General features: G+C 53.1%; 18 protein-coding genes and 1 tRNA gene. 17 read left to right on the top strand and 2 right to left on the bottom strand.

The window, feature by feature from the left end; all coding sequences use genetic code 11:
* Window positions 1–45: 45 nt before the first annotated feature.
* The 8 genes from R5L00_RS03440 to R5L00_RS03405 all read left to right on the top strand — a co-directional run bounded on the left by R5L00_RS03440 (window position 46) and on the right by R5L00_RS03405 (window position 7,931).
* Window positions 46–1,425 (top strand): adhesin, encoded by a 1,380-nt coding sequence (locus tag R5L00_RS03440; RefSeq protein WP_317653380.1) that lies wholly within the window; start codon window positions 46–48, stop codon window positions 1,423–1,425.
* 66 nt (window positions 1,426–1,491) lie between these two features.
* A complete protein-coding gene (gene aroA, locus R5L00_RS03435) occupies window positions 1,492–2,805 on the top strand; it encodes a 3-phosphoshikimate 1-carboxyvinyltransferase (protein ID WP_317653379.1) in 1,314 nt (437 codons plus the stop codon).
* Between the two features lie 48 nt (window positions 2,806–2,853).
* Window positions 2,854–3,534 (top strand): (d)CMP kinase, encoded by a 681-nt coding sequence (gene cmk / locus R5L00_RS03430; protein ID WP_107692274.1) that lies wholly within the window; start codon window positions 2,854–2,856, stop codon window positions 3,532–3,534.
* 392 nt (window positions 3,535–3,926) lie between these two features.
* The gene (gene rpsA, locus R5L00_RS03425; protein WP_317653378.1) at window positions 3,927–5,642 is read left to right on the top strand and encodes a 30S ribosomal protein S1; all 1,716 of its coding nucleotides are present in this window, start codon (window positions 3,927–3,929) and stop codon (window positions 5,640–5,642) included.
* An 8-nt stretch (window positions 5,643–5,650) separates the two neighbouring features.
* Window positions 5,651–5,935, top strand: a complete 285-nt coding sequence (locus tag R5L00_RS03420; RefSeq protein ID WP_091136706.1) for an integration host factor subunit beta — start codon at window positions 5,651–5,653, stop codon at window positions 5,933–5,935.
* A gap of 148 nt (window positions 5,936–6,083) precedes the next feature.
* Window positions 6,084–6,341 (top strand): LapA family protein, encoded by a 258-nt coding sequence (locus R5L00_RS03415; RefSeq protein ID WP_317653377.1) that lies wholly within the window; start codon window positions 6,084–6,086, stop codon window positions 6,339–6,341.
* Window positions 6,342–6,392: 51 nt separating this feature from the next.
* Window positions 6,393–7,109: an orotidine-5'-phosphate decarboxylase gene (gene pyrF / locus R5L00_RS03410; RefSeq protein WP_317653376.1), complete on the top strand. Its 717-nt coding sequence runs from the start codon at window positions 6,393–6,395 to the stop codon at window positions 7,107–7,109.
* 231 nt (window positions 7,110–7,340) lie between these two features.
* A complete protein-coding gene (locus tag R5L00_RS03405) occupies window positions 7,341–7,931 on the top strand; it encodes a CBS domain-containing protein (RefSeq protein ID WP_317653375.1) in 591 nt (196 codons plus the stop codon).
* A 272-nt stretch (window positions 7,932–8,203) separates the two neighbouring features.
* Here R5L00_RS03405 and R5L00_RS03400 read toward each other — a convergent pair whose 3' ends face one another.
* Window positions 8,204–8,563, bottom strand: a complete 360-nt coding sequence (locus R5L00_RS03400; RefSeq protein ID WP_317653374.1) for a dihydroneopterin aldolase — start codon at window positions 8,561–8,563, stop codon at window positions 8,204–8,206.
* A 371-nt stretch (window positions 8,564–8,934) separates the two neighbouring features.
* Here R5L00_RS03400 and plsY point away from each other — a divergent pair, with 371 nt between their 5' ends.
* Window positions 8,935–9,543: a glycerol-3-phosphate 1-O-acyltransferase PlsY gene (plsY, locus tag R5L00_RS03395; RefSeq protein ID WP_317653373.1), complete on the top strand. Its 609-nt coding sequence runs from the start codon at window positions 8,935–8,937 to the stop codon at window positions 9,541–9,543.
* 4 nt (window positions 9,544–9,547) lie between these two features.
* Here the strand turns inward: plsY and tsaD are convergent, their stop codons facing one another.
* The gene (gene tsaD, locus R5L00_RS03390; protein WP_317653372.1) at window positions 9,548–10,594 is read right to left on the bottom strand and encodes a tRNA (adenosine(37)-N6)-threonylcarbamoyltransferase complex transferase subunit TsaD; all 1,047 of its coding nucleotides are present in this window, start codon (window positions 10,592–10,594) and stop codon (window positions 9,548–9,550) included.
* Window positions 10,595–10,723: 129 nt separating this feature from the next.
* Here tsaD and rpsU point away from each other — a divergent pair, with 129 nt between their 5' ends.
* From rpsU to R5L00_RS03350, 8 genes are all read left to right on the top strand, one after another.
* Window positions 10,724–10,936 (top strand): 30S ribosomal protein S21, encoded by a 213-nt coding sequence (rpsU, locus tag R5L00_RS03385; RefSeq protein ID WP_004179462.1) that lies wholly within the window; start codon window positions 10,724–10,726, stop codon window positions 10,934–10,936.
* A 47-nt stretch (window positions 10,937–10,983) separates the two neighbouring features.
* Window positions 10,984–11,430: a GatB/YqeY domain-containing protein gene (locus R5L00_RS03380; protein WP_317653369.1), complete on the top strand. Its 447-nt coding sequence runs from the start codon at window positions 10,984–10,986 to the stop codon at window positions 11,428–11,430.
* Between the two features lie 132 nt (window positions 11,431–11,562).
* On the top strand, window positions 11,563–13,365 hold the full coding sequence (dnaG, locus tag R5L00_RS03375) for a DNA primase (RefSeq protein ID WP_317653367.1): 1,803 nt from the start codon (window positions 11,563–11,565) through the stop codon (window positions 13,363–13,365).
* A gap of 306 nt (window positions 13,366–13,671) precedes the next feature.
* On the top strand, window positions 13,672–15,687 hold the full coding sequence (gene rpoD, locus R5L00_RS03370; RefSeq protein ID WP_107692784.1) for an RNA polymerase sigma factor RpoD: 2,016 nt from the start codon (window positions 13,672–13,674) through the stop codon (window positions 15,685–15,687).
* Between the two features lie 33 nt (window positions 15,688–15,720).
* Window positions 15,721–15,797: transfer RNA gene (locus tag R5L00_RS03365), tRNA-Ile, on the top strand.
* Window positions 15,798–16,181: 384 nt separating this feature from the next.
* Window positions 16,182–17,186 carry a hypothetical protein gene (locus tag R5L00_RS03360; RefSeq protein ID WP_317653365.1) on the top strand — a complete coding sequence of 335 codons (1,005 nt, stop codon included), beginning with the start codon at window positions 16,182–16,184 and terminating at the stop codon, window positions 17,184–17,186.
* Between the two features lie 405 nt (window positions 17,187–17,591).
* Window positions 17,592–18,671 carry a site-specific integrase gene (locus tag R5L00_RS03355; protein WP_317653364.1) on the top strand — a complete coding sequence of 360 codons (1,080 nt, stop codon included), beginning with the start codon at window positions 17,592–17,594 and terminating at the stop codon, window positions 18,669–18,671.
* A gap of 13 nt (window positions 18,672–18,684) precedes the next feature.
* Window positions 18,685–19,158, top strand: coding sequence for a hypothetical protein (locus R5L00_RS03350; protein WP_317653363.1), 474 nt, complete (start codon window positions 18,685–18,687; stop codon window positions 19,156–19,158).
* Window positions 19,159–19,290 lie beyond the last annotated feature (132 nt).

The raw sequence follows: 19,290 nt of genomic DNA, 5'->3' as shown, positions 1-19,290 counted from the left end.
TTAACATAAGTAAAAAAATTTAAATCAATTAGAGGGAACGTTGAAATGAAGCTCAATACGATGGATGGTTGGAACCGCTGGACACAGTTTATTCCGGCCGTGCTGTTGTTGACTCTTGCCGCATGCGATGGGGGTGATAAACGCGGGGGTAACGGCGGCGGAAAGCCGGAAACAGGGCCTACGACCGGGGTGTTAACGGATGCGGCGGTTGCCGGCGTTGCCTATACATCGTCCTCAGGAGCGGCGGGCACCACAGACGAGAGAGGGAGCTACAAGTACAATCACGGAGATACAGTTGAGTTTAAGCTCGGCAGCATGATTCTGGGAAAGGTCAAAGGCGCGCCTATCGTTACGCCAATCGAGCTGGCTGCGGATAACCCGAACAGGTTGAAGAATATTCTTGTGCTCCTGCAATCGCTGGATGCGGACGGCAAGCCGGAGAATGGTATTTCGATTCCGGCGGGTGCTGCAGCCGCCGTTAGCGCCGCCATTAATCTGGATGGCGACTTCGCAGGGTTCGGGTCCTCAGCCGAGTTGCAGAAGGCGAGGGACGCGGGCGGGATTGGCGGACCCGTCAGGGGCGTGGAACTGGCCGGTGCTCACTTTCTCTCGCAAGGCATGAGCTTGCTCAGTACGGATATCTGGGTAAGCTACGACGACACCATGGCAATCGCCATCCGCGCCTCGACAAGCGGAACCGGCGAGTATCTGCAAGGGGAAGCGACCCCTGATGATTCCTGCGATGTCAATCGCGTTTGCGGCAGTAAGCTGGTCAGTAAAGCGGGGGTGGAATACGGCGCCGCGCGCATGTCGGAGTTTGATACCAGGGGATTTAAATTCGCCGGAGAGCCGGTCGTTGACACTAATCTTCAGGCCGGACTATCGCATTTGCGCCCGAATTGGCGCATCCGTATCGATGGTTCGGGACTGGTCGCTACCGATATCGTCGCGGCTCCTTCAGAACTGAAACCCGCAACATCCGCATTCAATCCTGGGGCATTGATCAAAACCACCGCCGAGGAACCGACCAGGACAATGGTCAAGGAAAGCCGTTATCCCAAAATGGAGAACGATCCAAAGGGAATCATCGGTGCCTGGGCGGTCGACACCTCTACCCTCAAGACGCAAACGTACCTGTTCTTTTCTAACGGTAAAATTTTGATGATGGATCCGATTGGGGATCCTGAGCGTCCCGGTCATAACAGTTGTGGCGGTCCGGGTGTCGAATTCGCCTCGTATTCCTACGATTCCGCAAGCGGCGCGCTAAAGGTAAAAGGTTTTACCTATGATTCGAATGGTTGCGCAGGCTTTTCCGCAAACGAAACCACCTCCTTCAAGCTGGGGGCAGACGGAACAACAGCCATAATGCAAACCGCCAGTGCGGCTCCACTTACGCTTCATCGAATTTCCCGGGGGGGGCGCTGAGAATCGTACCGAGTGCCCAAAATGAACGACATCTGATGGGAGCCAAGATCGTTCCCGAGATTCATCATGGATGTTCTTGACCTCCCGGCAGTTAAAACTGCACGGGGAACCGTGCGTCTGCCCGGCTCGAAGAGTATTTCCAATCGTGTTTTATTGCTTGCCGCACTGGCGGATGGCGCAACGGAGATACGCGATGTGCTCGTTTCCGACGACACGGTACGCATGCTGGACGCGCTGAAAGCCTTGGGCGTGCCCATCGTCAAGGTGAATGAAGGGGTTTATCGGGTGCAGGGCGTGGGCGCTCATTTTCCGTTACGGTTCCCGGTCAGTAAAGCCGATTTATTTCTGGGCAATGCAGGAACCGCTTTTCGTCCTCTGACTGCGGCGTTGGCGCTGTCCAACGGAAGTTATCGGTTGTCTGGCACTGCGCGCATGCATGAACGGCCCATCGGTGATCTGGTGGATGCGCTCCGTCAACTGGGCGCGGATATTACCTATCTCGGCAACGCAGGCTTCCCGCCGCTGCAAATCAAACCCGGGCATATTCGCGCCGGCAATATAACAGTGAGGGGCGATGTCTCAAGCCAGTTTTTGACCGGCCTGCTCATGGCAATGCCTTTCTGCGCAACCGATAGCGACCGGGAGTCAGTAATAACGGTGAGCGGCGAGCTGATTTCGCGTCCTTATGTTGAGCTGACGATAGCACTGATGGCTCGGTTCGGCATGCGCGTGGAACATGAAAACTGGCGGCGCTTTAATGTTCCAGGGGGGAAGCGTTATCGCAGTCCGGGTGAAATATTTGTCGAAGGCGACGCTTCCTCCGCTTCATATTTTCTCGCTGCCGGCGCTATCGGTACCGGTCCGGTACGAGTGGAAGGCATCGGGCGTGACAGCCTGCAGGGTGACGTGCGTTTTGCTGAAGCGTTAATGAAAATGGGTGCGCAAATTACCTCAGGCGCCAACTGGATGGAAGCCCGTGCGCCTGCATCGGGCTTTCTCCGGGCAATTGATCTGGACTGCAATCATATCCCCGATGCGGCCATGACGCTTGCGGTGACCGCGCTGTTTGCCAAAGGCACGACGATGCTGACGAATATTGCGAGTTGGCGCGTAAAAGAAACGGATCGTCTCGCGGCAATGGCGAAGGAGTTGCGTAAACTGGACGCGACGGTGGATGAAGGGGCGGATTTTTTACGCATCACGCCGCCAGCCAAGGGCCTTGCCACGCACGCCGTGATCGATACATACGACGATCACCGGATGGCCATGTGTTTCTCGTTGGCCTCGCTTGGCACTTCGGTTCGTATTAACGATCCGCATTGCGTAGCGAAGACCTTCCCCGATTATTTCGACAAGTTCTCAGCAATAGTGCAAGGCTGATCCGGTATCATTCATATGATCAGCCACGGGCTTTAATTTAGATCTGTCATGAGTACACATCATATTCCTGTCATCGCCATAGATGGCCCTTCGGCTTCGGGCAAGGGCACCGTTGCCCAACGCGTAGCGGTAAAGCTGGGTTTTCATTATCTCGACAGCGGCGCGCTCTATCGATTGGTCGCGCTGGCGGCGACGCGGTCCGGCGTCGATCTGAATGGCGAAGGGGCGCTCGGCGAAGTCGCGGCCAATCTCGACGTAGCCTTTATAGATTCGCAAATTCGTTTGGGAAGTGAAGATGTCAGCGATGCCATTCGCGCAGAAGCATGCAGCAATGCCGCTTCCAAGATCGCTGCTTTCCCGCGGGTGCGGCTGGCGCTCCTGGATCGGCAGCGGGCTTTCCGTCAGCTTCCCGGTCTGGTGGCTGACGGCCGCGACATGGGCTCCGTCGTTTTTCCCGAAGCCGTTCTAAAGATATTCCTCACGGCGGATGCTGAAACGCGTGCGCAGCGGAGACATAAACAGTTGATGGAAAAAGGGGTTGATGCTAATATTGCCTCCCTTCTGGAGGATATACGGGAACGCGACAGGCGTGACAGCAATCGCGCCGTGGCTCCTTTGCAGTTGGGTGCAGACACCTTTTTGCTGGATACCAGTTTGCTCAGTATTGCACAAGCGGTGGATAGTGTACTCGTGCGCTACGCCGATGTCTGTACAAAAGGGCGCTCCTGAACACAGCTTGAAGGCCCTCGGTTTTGGTATGGACGTGGTGTCTCAGTTGCTCAGTTGAGCAGTTGAGCAGTTGAGCAGTTGCTCTGTTGAGTTGTATTGCGGCTTCAATTGGTGTGGATACCAGCAATAAGCACACTTAATGCTGCAGTTTTTTTAAGCCTTATTGTGATGCTGGTAAGGATGCCATGGATGGTAACACCATGGAACGAAACTGACATCGCCAAATATAAAGCCGAGGTAGTGTTGAAGGTAAACGATTAGTAGTTCAACTCTCGTGCTGCCGAGCCTCTCTCTTTGTACGCGAAGAGGGCGGATTTCAGCGGCGTTATTATTAATCCATTAGCCCCGTCAGGGCAGTATTGACGGGATTCCCAAATCAGGTATTTTTTACAATGAACATTGCTTCCCCCGCCACAGACGTCTCCGAAAGTTTTGCCGCGCTATTTGAAGAAAGTCTTTCCCGCCAGGAAATGCGCATCGGTGAAGTCATCACCGCTCAGGTCGCCCGCGTCGACTACAACATCGTAGTCGTAAATGCTGGACTGAAATCCGAAAGTTTCATCCCCGTCGAAGAATTCAAGAATGACAAGGGCGAAATCGAAGTCAAGGCCGGTGATTTCGTCAGTGTCGCCATTGAAGCGCTTGAAGATGGCTACGGCGAGACTCGTCTATCGCGGGACAAGGCCAAACGGCTGACAGCCTGGCATGATCTGGAAGCTGCCATGGAAAGCGGCGCCATTGTGAAAGGAGTGGTAAGCGGCAAGGTCAAAGGTGGACTCACCGCCATGATCAACGGTATTCGCGCCTTTCTGCCGGGTTCGCTCGTGGACATCCGTCCGGTCAAGGACACGAGTCCATACGAAAACAAAGAGATGGAATTCAAGGTGATCAAGCTTGACCGCAAGCGAAACAACGTGGTCGTGTCGCGCCGAGCGGTTCTGGAAGAAAGCCAGGGCGCTGACCGGCAATCCCTGCTTGCAAATTTAACAGAGGGTGCCGTGGTCAAGGGCATCGTCAAGAACATCACCGATTATGGCGCCTTTGTGGACCTCGGCGGCATAGACGGCCTGCTGCACATTACCGATCTGGCGTGGCGTCGCGTTAAGCACCCGTCGGAAGTGATCAGTGTGGGCGACGAGGTGACCGCGAAGGTACTTAAGTTCGATCAGGAGAAAAACCGCGTCTCGCTGGGCATGAAGCAACTGAGCGAAGACCCATGGGTAGGGCTCTCCCGCCGTTATCCGCAACATACCCGTCTGTTCGGTAAAGTGAGCAATCTGACGGATTATGGTGCGTTTGTCGAAATCGAGCAGGGCATCGAAGGCCTGGTTCATGTCTCCGAAATGGATTGGACCAATAAAAACGTATATCCCTCAAAAGTCGTGCAACTGGGCGACGAAGTGGAAGTGATGATTCTGGAAATCGATGAGGAGCGACGTCGTATTTCACTGGGTATGAAGCAATGCAAGGTCAATCCCTGGGAAGACTTTGCGATGAACCACCAGAAAGGCGATAAGGTACGGGGGCAAATCAAGTCCATCACCGATTTCGGCGTTTTCATTGGTCTACAGGGCGGAATTGATGGACTTGTGCACCTTTCCGATCTCTCATGGAACCAACCGGGTGAAGAAGCGGTTCGCAACTATAAAAAAGGCGATGAAGTCGAGGCCGTCGTATTATCTATCGATGTGGAGCGCGAGCGCATTTCGCTTGGCATAAAACAACTCGAAGGTGATCCATTCAACAGTTTTGTTTCGGTGAATGATAAAAATAGCATCGTCAAGGGCACAGTAAAGTCTATCGATGCCAAGGGCGCCGTGGTTGCATTGGAGAATGATGTCGAGGGTTACTTGCGCGCATCCGAAGTATCGCGCGACAGGGTCGAGGACATTCGCACACGCCTTAAGGAGGGCGATACGGTTGAGGCGATGATCATTAACGTGGATCGTAAAAACCGCAGCATTAATCTTTCGATTAAGGCTAAGGATATGGTGGAGGAATCCGATGCCATGCAGAAAGTTGCAGTGGACAGTTCCGCGAATACAGGAACGACCAGCCTGGGAGCGTTGCTGAAGGCCAAGATGGATGTTAAAAATACCGAACAATAAGGACATTCATGACAAAGTCTGAACTGATCGCCAGGCTTGCAGCTCGCTATCCGCAGTTGGGGGCAAAGGATGCCGAGCTGGCAGTCAAGGTTATCCTTGATGCTATGGCCAAGAGTTTGGCACAGGGACAGCGCATTGAGATCCGAGGTTTCGGTAGTTTTGATCTGAATTACCGCCCTCCGCGCGTCGGGCGCAACCCTAAATCAGGAGAAAAAGTTCGAGTACCCGAGAAGTACGTGCCTCATTTCAAAGCGGGGAAAGAAATGCGAGAGCGGGTCGATCAAAAAAACTGAAATAACGCATGAGATGGGATGAGTATAATGGCGGCGAGATCGCAAGATCACGCCGCTTTTTATTTCACCTCTTCGGTGACTCCGACGAGATTCATTGGATGCCTTTGCTCTATTTACGCCCGCGGTATGCCTTTTGGAAAAACGAATCATGCGTTATCTGATGTGGTTCCTGCGGATTGCCTTGTTTCTCCTGTTGCTGGGCTTTACGGTAAAGAATACGGAAACGGTAACCCTGCGTTATTATTTCGGGTACGAATGGCAGGCACCATTAATATTGATTGTCCTGCTGTCGTTCGCCTTGGGTCTCGCAATCGGAGTAATGTCGTGCCTCGGCAAGATATTTCGCCAAAAGCGGGAAATTGCGACGGGCAGAAGAAAGTACCACTTGCCGGAGGAACATGGATAGATACGGGCCTAATCTCCAGGTAGCTTCTTCACATCCTGGAAGCAAGACGGAATGAGCGATTCACGAATTATCGTTGCGCTGGATTTTTCCAGCGAGCGGCAGGCGTTGGATCTTGTGGTCATGCTGGACCCGGCGTTGTGCAGGGTAAAAGTGGGAAAGGAGCTCTTTACCGCTGCCGGACCGCAGCTGATCGCCAAGCTGATGGCGTTGGGTTTTGAGGTATTCCTCGATTTAAAGTTTCACGACATTCCCAGCACGGTCGCGAATGCGTGCAAGGTGGCGGCGGGAATGGGGGTATGGATGATGAACGTTCACGCGCTGGGCGGCCGGCGGATGTTATCCGCGGCCCGTGAGGCTGTGCCGGCAGGCTCGGCCAAGCTCATCGCGGTCACCCTGCTCACCAGCATGGAACGTAGTGATCTGAGCGATATCGGGCTGGAACAAGACCCAAAAGAGGTCGTGGCGCGGTTGGCGTGGCTGGCGAGGGATTGCGGACTGGATGGAGTGGTATGTTCCGCGCTTGAGGCTCAAAGCCTCCGCAAAACCATGGGCGCTGGGTTTTGCCTGGTTACGCCTGGAATACGCCCGGCCAACGCTGCCCTGAACGAACAAAAACGCGTTACGACGCCACGCGAGGCGATCGAGAACGGCGCGGATTACCTGGTCATTGGCCGACCGATCACGCAAGCGGAAGATCCGATATCGATGCTGCGGCGATTGAATGATGAAACAAGAGGAATCGGACACAAAACTGGAACCCGGAAATAACCGTTAGGATCTATTAACCGGGGCCTATGTTCGTGTCCCGTCGCTCTCGCATTTCCCGTACAAGTTTTCCCGTGGCGTCCGCGGTTTATAAGCTGTTGCATTGCTTTAGCGACGGTTGAACATCATATTGACCCCTACTCCCTTTAGGGGTAATGTGAACATACGGGGTGTTTGGAATTGGTTTTTTGATTTCAAGTGTATCCCCAACCATTAACGTTGGAGGACCATGCCATGCCCGACTATCACATTCTTCCCGCGCAGCGCCTGACGGGCGCTGTTCGGATAGTTCGCCCAGCGCCGCCCAGATCCGTCACGCTGGAATCACCCGCTTCTGATGTAATGACCGATCTCCGCCACGCCCATGCCGCTATATTCGACTCGCGCGCGTCTATGGAAGCAGCAAATGAATATATGAAGCAGCGTGGAGTCCGTTCTCTGCTTGTGCTAAATCAGGATGAGATTCTCACAGGCATTATAACCGCAACGGATGTGCTTGGTGAGAAGCCGCTGCGATTCATTCAGGAGCGACGCGTGAAGCACAGCGAGATCCTGGTGTCTGACATCATGACCCCGCTCGATCGGCTCGAAGGAATTCCCCTTGAGGTAGTGCGTCGCGCGAAGGTCGGGGATATTGTCGCAAGCTTGCTGGACACCGGCCGTCAACATACCCTGGTGTTAGAGGATGATGTTGAAGGGAACCCGGTGGTATGCGGTATATTTTCGCTGACCCAAATCGAGAAGCAACTGGGCGCCTCAATCCCATCCATCGAAATAGCTCGAACTTTTACAGAAATTGAAGCAACATTAACTGCGGGTGCATAATCCGGCCAACCTATCGCGGGAGCCGTCTGGCGGTGCTGCGTCTCAATGCTCAGGTGGCGTCCCTCATGTATTCAAGAATTTGGTCTGGCCTTCGGCAGAATGTCAGAGGCGTTTTTTCTTTCGTAGCTGGCTGTACTTCATTCACTCCAAGGTTTGTTATTTTTGCTCAGCTTGGGGTGTTTCACATCTTTGTTGCGGGGCTTCCAGCCAAGTCAGGGGGGCCAATTCGCCATCTCCCATCCTGCAGAGCCGCGACCCCCTGATACTTCCGGTTACGGTTCGTTCCGCTGGCGTTCAATGCATACCCCTACCTTTTTCACTCCGCGTATCGCGCTGAGCTTGGCGACGCTAATTTTGACCCGGGGTGACTTGAATTCCGTCAGGATGATTTCTGCGATGTGCTGGGCCAAGGCTTCCAGCAATGAGAAATGCTGCTGGGCAAGTGTCTCATGAATACGTTGGACGATAAGGGCATAATCCAGCGCATCCTCAAAATGATCCGTATAGCAGGCAAGATTCGACGGTAGGGCGATCTCCAGATCGAGCTGAATGGTCTGCGCAACGTTGAGCTCCCATGGATAAATTCCAATGAGTGTTTTAACTTTGAGTTCTTGCAGGAAGATAATATCCATTTGAGGAACCTCTAATAAGCCTTACTTGGCGATTGCGGGCTTGAGGAATTTGCCTATACGAAGCGAGACGAGGGCGGGACGAAGCGATTGACAGGTATTCCGGAGAGGTGGCATCCCGGGGGTATCGGAATTCGGAGGATCACCGCAGTGCGGTAATCGCCGCCGTCAGAAGAAGAAACACTCGAACAGACACTCAAGCTATAGCCCGACACCCAAGATTTGCGCACAGGGCGATTTTATCAGCAACTGATCAGTGATGGGCCTGTTTGATGCTAATCAGCAGGTAAGAACGGGACGCTCCCGAAGCGCACCGACGGTTTTTTACGTAGAATCACCGCGTGATTTTCGATGCGCGGCTTGGCGCCAATAAGATGACTCTAATTGCTGTTGTCCTGATGGCTTATTTGCTGGGTTCCATTCCCTTCGGTGTGGTGGCAAGCCGTTTGTTTCACCTGCCTGACCCTCGCTCTTACGGCTCAAGAAACCCCGGTGCGACAAACGTCCTCCGCAGCGGGAAAAAAGCGGCGGCCGTATTCACCCTTGTCGGTGACGCTGGTAAAGGCTGGGTGGCGGTGGCGTTGGCGAGATACGCCGGCCCCATCCCCGGGGTGGAGGTGGATGCAACTGCTCCGGTGGCGCTGGCGGTGTTTCTTGGCCATTTGTTCCCGGTATTTCTGGGTTTCAAAGGCGGAAAGGGAGTAGCGACTGCGCTTGGGGTGTTATTGGGGTTTAACCCGTGGATGGGGCTGCTATCCGCAATTATCTGGATTACGGTCGCTGTAGTGTGGCGTATTTCTTCGCTGGCTGCGTTAGCCGCTGCAGGGCTCGCACCCGTTTACGCGCTGTTTTTTCTTGGTCTCGACCAACGGACTTTAGTAGTTTTCATCATGTCGTTGTTGCTCATCTGGCGGCATAAATCCAATATCGCAAGTCTGCGCGCGGGAACCGAGGCGCGAATCGGCAAGCAAAGCACGCCCTAGATTTTTATAACGCGGATGGGGTTGCCTGCATTTCCAGGGCCCACCGAGCTTTAACCGTGAACTCGTCGTTCAGCTTTTTCCTCGCGATATCGATGGACTGCAACCGCATTGCTCCTGCGAAAGCAATCATGGCGCCATTATCGGTACAGAATTGCAGTTCAGGATAAAAAACGGTGGCCCCGATTTCCCCGGCTTTTCTGAGCAGCGTACTACGCAGATGGCGGTTGGCCCCCACGCCGCCTGCAACCACCAGTCGGTTGAGACCGGTTTTTTCAAGCGCCGCCAGTGCTTTTTCGGATAGGACATCTGTTACGGCTCTCTGAAAAGCAGAGGCAATGGCACCCTTGGTTTGCGGCGTCATTTCGTGTTTTTTGGTGAGCGTCAGCACCGCGGTTTTCAGCCCGCTGAAGCTGAAATTCAAATCACCGCTATGCAGCATGGGGCGCGGGAGCTCGAAGCGCTCAGGCCGACCCGAACGCGAAAATTCATCCGCAAGTTTCGACAGCGCGGGGCCGCCGGGGTAGCCTAAACCCAGCAGTTTCGCCGTCTTGTCGAACGCTTCCCCAGCCGCATCGTCCACGGTCTCGCCGAGTAACCTGTATGAACCAAGCCCGTCGACCTGCATCAACTGTGTATGCCCGCCGGATACCAGCAGTGCAATGAAGGGGAAGTCAGGCGCGGGGTCGGATAGCAGTGGAGAAAGAAGATGCCCTTCAAGGTGATGAATGCCCAGGGCCGGAATTTCCAGCGCGAAGCCAAGGGAGGCGGCGACGCTTGCGCCCACCAGCAGTGCTCCCGCCAGCCCCGGACCCTGGGTGTAGGCTATAGCGTCGAGGTCTTGCAACCCGATGCTGGCCCCGGCTAGCGTTTGCCTTATCAGGGGCAATACGCGACGGATATGGTCCCGGGAGGCAAGTTCAGGCACAACACCCCCATACTCGCCATGCATTTCCGTCTGCGAGTAAAGCGCATGGCTCAGCAATCCCTGCCGGGTATCATAAATCGCCACCCCGGTTTCGTCGCAGGAGGTTTCAATGCCGAGTACTAGCAATGGTGTAGGGAAAGGAATGACTCTTTACAACAGTATTTGGTACTTGTTATATAATAGTGGATTACAGGTTACACATATACGCGACAATTTGTCGAGCCGTTTAACATTTTTGAGAGGAACTCCATTTTCATGACGACTATTAAAGTAAAGGAAAACGAGCCATTTGAGGTTGCCATGCGCCGCTTTAAGCGCACCATAGAAAAAACCGGCCTGCTCACCGAGTTGCGCGCCCGGGAATTTTATGAAAAACCGACTGCTGAACGCAAGCGCAAGCTCGCGGCGGCGGTTAAACGTACGTACAAACGTCTACGTAGCCAATTGCTCCCTCCGAAACTTTATTAGTTTCAGTCAGTCTAAAACTTACAAAACGTGCTTGGCCCGTTTTTCACTTGAATCTCACACAACAAATCTCCGAAGACATGAAGACTGCGATGCGCGCTGCTGATACCAAGCGGCGCGACGCCATCCGTCTGCTACAGGCGGCCATCAAGCAGCGGGAGGTGGATGAGCGGATACAGTTGGATGATGCGGCGGTGGTTGGTGTCATCGAGAAAATGCTCAAACAACGCAGAGACTCCATTGTTCAATTCGAAGCAGCCCATCGTCACGATTTGGCCGATGCGGAGAAATATGAAGTCAGCGTATTACAGGCTTACATGCCTCAGGCACTGAGTGACGCGGAGATCGAAGAAGCCGTAAGCGAAGCGATCTCTATCGCGGGGGCCAAAGGCCAGCAAGACATGGGGCGGGTAATGGCGCAGCTCAAGTCCAGCCTTTCCGGACGCGCCGATATGGGTAAAGTATCCTCATTGGTCAAAACGAAGCTCATTGGCTAAGCCGATTTTTGGCAGCAGACCAAAGCTATGTCAAGTCCGGTCACAAGCAGCAAAGCTACGGTACGCAAATAGGATTTCATCGCTGTAATCCCGTTAGCAATCCTCCTGAAATATTCCGAGTTATATCCAATAATGATTTCACAATCATTCATTCAGGAGTTGCTGGACCGGGTTGATATTGTTGATGTCATTGAACGTCACATACCGCTCAAGAAAGCGGGCGCAAATTACACCGCGTGCTGCCCCTTTCACAGCGAGAAGACGCCTTCTTTTACCGTAAGTCAGACCAAGCAGTTTTATCACTGCTTTGGGTGTAGCGCGCACGGCAACGCCATCGGTTTCCTGATCGAATATAACGGCTTGAATTTTTTGGAAGCGGTGGCCGATCTTGCGGCGCGCGTTGGTCTGCAGGTTCCCGCGGAGCAATCGGGGTCGCATTCCCGATCAGCAGACTCAGAACCCGGGCCGGGTGACGCAGGGGAGAAAGCCCATTCCCACGAAAGCCACCAAAGTGAAAGCGTTTCCAAAAAACTGAGTGAAGTTATGGACGTTGCCGCCCGGTTTTACCGGCAGCAGCTTCGATACTCGGCCGGTGCCATCTCCTATCTTAAAAAGCGGGGCATAACGGGGCCGACAGCCGGTCATTTCGCCATTGGCTATGCTCCGCCTGGTTGGCGGAACCTTGAGGGAGAATTTGTCGATCAGGCAGAAAAAGCGCAGCAAGCATTGCTGGTAAAAGCCGGGCTGATGATTGAGAACGATGGCAAATGCTACGACCGTTTTCGCGACCGGATCATGTTTCCCATTGTTAACCTTAAAGGCGCGATCGTGGGTTTCGGTGGGCGAGTGCTGGAGCATGGCGAACCCAAATATCTCAACTCACCCGAAACACCCCTTTTTCAGAAGGGCCGGGAACTCTACAATCTATTCGGTGCAAGAAGGGCGATTCGTCAGGCAGGGCGAGTCCTCGTCGTCGAAGGTTACATGGACGTGGTGGCCCTTTATCAGCATGGCATTGAATATGCCGTGGCCGCGCTTGGAACCGCTACCACACCTTATCACATCCAAAAACTCCTGCGCCAGACCGATAATGTGGTGTTCTGTTTCGATGGCGACGCGGCGGGGAAAAAAGCGGCATGGCGCGCATTGGAAGCCACCCTGGCACAGCTTGCGGATGGCAAGAACATCAGCTTTCTCTTCCTGCCCGAAGGAGAGGATCCCGATAGTTACGTTCGAAATTTCGGCAAGGAAGCGTTTGAAGAATTGCTCGAGCAAACATTGCCTCTGTCTGTCTTCTTGTTCAGGGAACTGTCAGCGCGAGTGGACCTCAAAACCAGCGAAGGGCGGGCCAAGCTGGTCCAGGATGCGAAGCCGCTGCTTGCACAGGTAGCTGCCCCAGGGCTTGCGCTCATGCTGTTAAAAAAGTTGGCGGAAATCAGTGGCCTCAGCCAGAATGAATTGGAAGATTTGTTGAAGATCAGGCGTGTTTCTGCTTCTCCGTCCCGTGGACGAACACCGCGGCCGCAACCCCCCTCGCCGTACCAGTGGCTCATGCAGGTATTGTTATACGACCCGAATTACATCGAGAAATTGAACCGGGAACTGCTCGCGCATGACCATGACTATGCGGACGAAGTGGCGGCGTTGCGGGCACTGGTTGAATTTATCGATTCTAATCCCCATGTTAGGGAAAGCACCGCCATGCCATCCGTTATCGCTTATTTTCGCGGCAGCTCGCATCGTGTCCTGCTCGAAAAAGCCGGGAGCAAGACGCTTGGATGGGATAGCGGGATAGACCTTGAAGCAGAATTTACCGGAGCAATGGAGCGCCTGAGCGAAATGTATCGCAAGCAACGCATGTCAATGTTGCATGGCAAGTCTCTCAGCGCCCTTACGCCGGAGGAAAAGCAGGAACTCCAGCGGACAACTTATTGACGGCGAACGGACAATAAAGAATTGTTTGTGCTATTATAGAGGGTTTAGGCCAACACATCCAAAACCTAAACCCGTTTTGGGAAAGACATGGTAAAACCAAAAACAGTAAGGGGACGGTAAAGGCGGGCGCCGGAGCTTTGCATCTGAGTTGTAGAGCATCCGCATCCCAGCAGTGACAACGTGTTAGCCAGAAAGGAAATGGACGATATGAGAAAGCCGTCAAAAGGATCGGTATCGGGATCGGCAAAAGGCGCATCTGAAAAAACATCGCTAAACGCAGCCGCAGGACCTCTGGAGGATGACATTATGACTGTTGCAAAATCGACAGCTAAAGCTCAGGTACGCGTAACAGAAATAGCCAAGGCCGTCATGGCCGTCAAGGATTCCGGATCGCTGACGGCAAAAATAGTTAAGACAAAGTCGGCAAAGGAAGGCAAACCAGCCCAGGCCAAGGACCCGGAGAAATCGCCTCTTGCGCCCCAGGACCTTGAGGCCCGGCGTATGCGTCTCAAGAATTTGATCGTTCAAGGGAAGGAGCGCGGCTACCTGACCTATGCCGAGATTAACGATCATCTTCCGGATGACATGCTGGATGCCGAGCAGATCGAAAACATCATAAGCATGATCAATGATGTCGGCATCTCTGTTTACGATGAAGCGCCCGACGCCGAAACATTATTGATGTCGGAGACCGCGCCCACAGTGGCCGATGAGGATGTGGTGGAGGAAGCTGAAGCCGCGCTTTCCACTGTGGATTCGGAGTTTGGCCGTACCACTGACCCCGTGCGGATGTATATGCGGGAAATGGGTTCGGTGGAATTGCTCACGCGCGAGAGCGAAATCGAGATTGCGAAGCGCATCGAGGACGGACTGAAGCATATGATCCAGGCGATTTCCGCCTGCCCCACCACCATAGCCGGCATTCTCGAGCTCGCGAATAAGGTCTCGAAGGATGAGATGCGCATCGACGAGCTGGTGGATGGGCTGCTGGACCCCAATACCGAGGAATTGATTTCCGAAGATATTACCGATGAATCGCTGGAGCAGGAATTAATCGCGGAAAACGGCGAAGATGACGATATCGCCGCGATTGCAAACGCAAACCTGCTTAAATTGAAAAACGACGCACTGGAACGTTTTGCGGTGATTCGGCAGGCCTATAACGATATGCAGAAGGCGCTGGAAAAAGGCCCGAGCAACAAGGCATACAAAGACATCCAGGAGCAGATTACCGCCGAACTCATGGCCATCCGTTTCTCGGCGAAGATGGTGGAAAGGCTCTGCGATACCCAGCGTGGCCTCGTGGACGAAATGCGCAGCTACGAACGCAAGATCATGGAATTATGCGTGACCAAGGCGGGAATGCCGCGTAATCACTTTATCAAAGCCTTTCCAGGAAACGAGAGCAACCTTGATTGGGTGACGCAGGAAGTGGCGCTTGCAAAGCCTTATAGTCAAGCGCTGGAGCGATACCAGCCGGCGGTCCTGGAACAGCAGCAAAACCTGCTGACCCTGCAAAAGGATGTTGGCATACCCTTGAAGGACCTCAAGGAAATCAATCGCCGGATGTCAACCGGCGAGGCCAAGGCGCGACGCGCGAAACGTGAAATGACCGAAGCCAATTTACGGCTGGTGATTTCCATCGCTAAGAAATACACCAACCGCGGCTTGCAGTTCCTGGACCTTATCCAGGAAGGCAATATCGGGCTCATGAAAGCGGTGGATAAATTCGAGTACCGGCGCGGATACAAATTTTCCACCTACGCGACCTGGTGGATTCGGCAGGCCATTACCCGTTCCATCGCCGATCAGGCGCGCACTATTCGCATACCGGTGCACATGATCGAGACGATTAACAAAATGAATCGTATTTCGCGTCAGATTCTGCAGGAAACCGGGCAGGAACCGGAACCGGCATTACTGGCGGAGAAGATGGAAATGCCGGAAGAGAAGATTCGCAAGATTCTCAAGATTTCCAAAGAGCCGATCTCGATGGAAACGCCTATTGGCGATGACGAGGATTCTCATCTCGGTGATTTCATCGAAGATTCCGCCACCATGGCACCGGCGGATGCCGCGGTTTACGCCAGCTTGCGCGACGTAACGAAAGAGATACTGGATTCGCTCACGCCGCGTGAGGCCAAAGTGCTGCGCATGCGTTTTGGTATCGAAATGAATACCGACCACACCTTGGAAGAGGTCGGGAAGCAATTCGATGTCACCCGCGAGCGTATCCGTCAAATCGAAGCGAAGGCGTTGCGCAAGTTGCGTCATCCCTCGCGTTCGGAACGCTTGCGCAGTTTTCTGGATACCGAAGGCTAAACGACTTTCGGTATGCTGTGAGATGTTGTGTACGGGTCTGTAGCTCAGTCGGTTAGAGCAGGGGACTCATAATCCCTTGGTCGTTGGTTCGAGTCCAACCAGACCCACCATAAAAACAAAGGCTTACGTGTAAAACCGTGAGCCTTCTTCTTTTGTGGGGCACTGGCGGGGCAATTTCAGGCCATACCGCCTCTGCCATTAACCTATGACTGTTTCTGCACGAACAAAGGAAGCTGAATGAGCTCTGATGGTTTGTGAGGTTAAGCGCCTAGTAAATTATTATGGTTCTGACTAAGTCGAACAGTTTGGTCGGTGGCAACTGCCGGAAATTGCCCAAGAGGAGACCGGCGCGCGACCTTTTAAACGTCAGCCTATACATGGAATATTTCGCCCTGCTGATCTCAAACATTGTGTAATCAGTTTGAGGCTCAGTATAATCGCCCAAATGCGACAAGCGCTCACTGCGCTCCGCTGCCCTGAGCTGTTAGGAAAATGTGAATGGCAAGGCGCAAAACCGCGTCGCCGTACAAAGTTGGCTTCAACAAAATCCCCCGTTAATGAGCCTCGACCCCAAACACGAATTACGCGAATTCTTTGTTGCGCTGGCAAAGGATGCCGAGCAGTACTTTGTTGCAGCTGCTAAAGCAGTCCCAACGGACTCCTCGAACTCCTGGAGTCAGCGGCGTGATTTCTACTGGGGTAAGCTACCTCGCGAGTTGTGTAACGAGGCGTATGCGCTGATCGATCGACTTGTTCAAGTTTGTGCCCTATTGGGCGAACTGGCGCGTGCCTCCACACTTACCGGATCAGAAGATCTTCATGACATCAAAATCGCGACAAAGTCGGCTCGAGCGGCACTTCGGCTTCGCGATTATAGCTATCGTGGGCCTGAAGCGATACGCGACGAGGGAACGGTACTCGGATTCACACCCGCTCAACAGTCGGAGAACGGAGGGCTCTCTCCAATCGCTGCTGACGCAGAGTTTTTTAAACATTTATCAACCCTTGAAGCGGTACTAAGTCTTACTGAAACGACCGTTCAGGTCGCACAAAGTACCCATGCACTGCCCGAACCGGCGAAATATCGAGCTGGAACCGCGTTTATCATGATGTGGATGGATCCAAGTCACCCAGAACTTACCGATGTCGCGGATACTGTTCGCGCCGTGTTCGACCTGTTTGAGGTGCGGGGGTTACGCGCAGACGATATCGAACATGAGGGCTTGATTACGGAACGTATCCTGAATGAGATTCGAACATCCGAATTTCTTTTCGCCGATTTGACGGGCATGCGGCCAAATGTGTATTACGAGATAGGATATGCCCATGCGCTTGGTAAGCGAGTCATACTATTCCGCAAATCAGGCACGGGATTGCACTTTGATCTCGCAGGCTACAACTGCCCTGAGTACGAGAACCTCCGCGATCTGCGCGATAAGCTCACTAAGAGATTAGTGAGTTTGACCAATCGTAACCCGTGTGAATCGACCTCAACTTAATCCCTTCCTAACGCGCAAGGGAGTCCGTTGCATTGGCCTCCAAATTATGCCGGGAATAGACCACCACGTCTGGCACGTCTATGAACAACGAAGTTCCAAATCATGTTTTTTCCCCATGAGTAGCGACACCGCGCGGAAATGACTCGCAGCAATCGAACCTACGTTGCACGTTGGGTTTTACTCTTTTATTTAAACTATCTCCAAATCGTCTCTACGCAAACTCTAATATAAAAGCAGGCATTTTCTATCATTATGCCCCATATGTGTCCCATTAAATAAATCTTGAAACATAGGGTTCTGTAATAACAGGCTTTCCATGAATATACCAAGGGATTCTATATCCCTTGTTGCTATTTGTTGCCCTTTATTGTATGGTGTTCGCAGTGTTTATACACTGGGGCATGAATGGCAAATATCGAGAAACGCCTCTCCGGCGAGGGCAAGACCTCCTACCGGGTGAAGGTGAGATTAAAGGGTTTTCCCGTACAGTCCGCTACATTCAATCGCCTGACTGATGCCAGGAAATGGGCACAGGACACCGAATCTGCAATTCGGGGTGGCCGCCACTTCAAAACCTCCGAGGGCAAACGCCACACGTTGGCCCAGTTGGTAGAGCGATATATAAAGACAGTCCTGCCGACCAAGCCTAAGAGCCAAGTTAAACAAACCGCGCAGCTTGAATGGTGGAAAGAACAGATTGGGGCTTATTCGCTAGCGGACATCACTCCATCGCTGATCGTCCAACATCGCGATAAACTCATTGAAGGAATCACCGTACGGGGCAAGCCACGTTCGCCTGCAACGGTCGTGCGCTACATGGCCGCGTTGTCCCATGCCTTCACGACCGCAGTCAAGGAATGGGGCTGGATCGATGACAGCCCCATGCGGAAAGTCAGCAAGCCGAAGGAATCACGGGGTCGCGTGCGGTTTCTCTCGGATGATGAACGCGTCCGTTTGTTGAAATCCTGCAAGGAGTCCAGCAATCCCTATTTATACCCAGTAGTCGTGCTGGCACTGTCAACGGGTATGCGCCACGGCGAAATCATGGCTTTGTCCTGGGATGATGTGGACTTGCAACGGGGGAGGGCGGTCCTGCATGAGACCAAGAATGGGGAGCGTCGTGCCGTGGCTATTACCGGGCATGTGTTGGAGTTGCTCAAGGAGTTGGCCAAAGTGCGCCGGATAGACAGCAATCTGCTTTTTCCATCTAGGGAAAACCGACCACAAAAGCCACAAAAGCCCGTTGACTTGCGCACACCATGGGAGAACGCACTCAAAAGGGCCGATATTCGAGACTTCCGCTTTCACGATCTGCGCCATAGCGCCGCATCGTACCTCGCCATGAACGGGGCAAGTTTGGCTGAAATTGCAGAAGTGCTGGGACACAAGACACTGCAGATGGTGAAACGCTACGCGCATCTTAGCGAAGGACACACGGCTAGGGTAGTGGAATCAATGAATCAAAAGATATTTGGGGGACAGTAACTTGAAGAAATCGATGATTGGAACCTTGGCCCTGTCGGAAAAAGAAGAAACCAGGACGAGACGTGTACAAAAAGAAGTGGATGATTATATGAAATATCTGGAAGCACAGGCGGGCAAGCCGCTTTCAGAAATGGGGGTTATATATCTGGCAAAGCTGCTCCGTGAAACGGCCGCTCTATTTTTTATAGAGCGAGGCCAGCATAAGCAAACTCAAGTATGGCAAAGAACAGCATTGATGTTGATTGATCGGCAGGAAGGAGCGGAACGAAAGCGGGTGGAAAACCACCCCATCAACGTGGTAAAACGCCAATTCCAAGAAGCAGTAAGAGCAAACATAGATGGGTATAACACAATCGCTGACGCAGTTCGGGACCTTCGCTCCAAGCCGCAATTCGAGGATATCCCGGAAAAAACATTGCGCTCCTGGACGAGGGAAGTTTGGACAAAACCGACGAAAGTTGGCCGCCCGCGAAAACTTGTGTCTTGATGCCGAATATTGTCAGATTCTCAGTAAATAGTATTTTACTGAGTCCCTGAAGTTTTTTGTTTTATCTCATTGCGTTAACGTGAAAATACTGGCAACGAGCAACATCCGGCCAGGAATTTTCAGAAGGACACG

The organism is Nitrosospira sp. Is2 (genome assembly GCF_033095785.1).
In the GTDB taxonomy this organism is placed as follows: domain Bacteria; phylum Pseudomonadota; class Gammaproteobacteria; order Burkholderiales; family Nitrosomonadaceae; genus Nitrosospira.
Note: the sequence above shows the minus strand (reverse complement) of the source record. Positions and strands in the feature narration are given on the sequence as shown.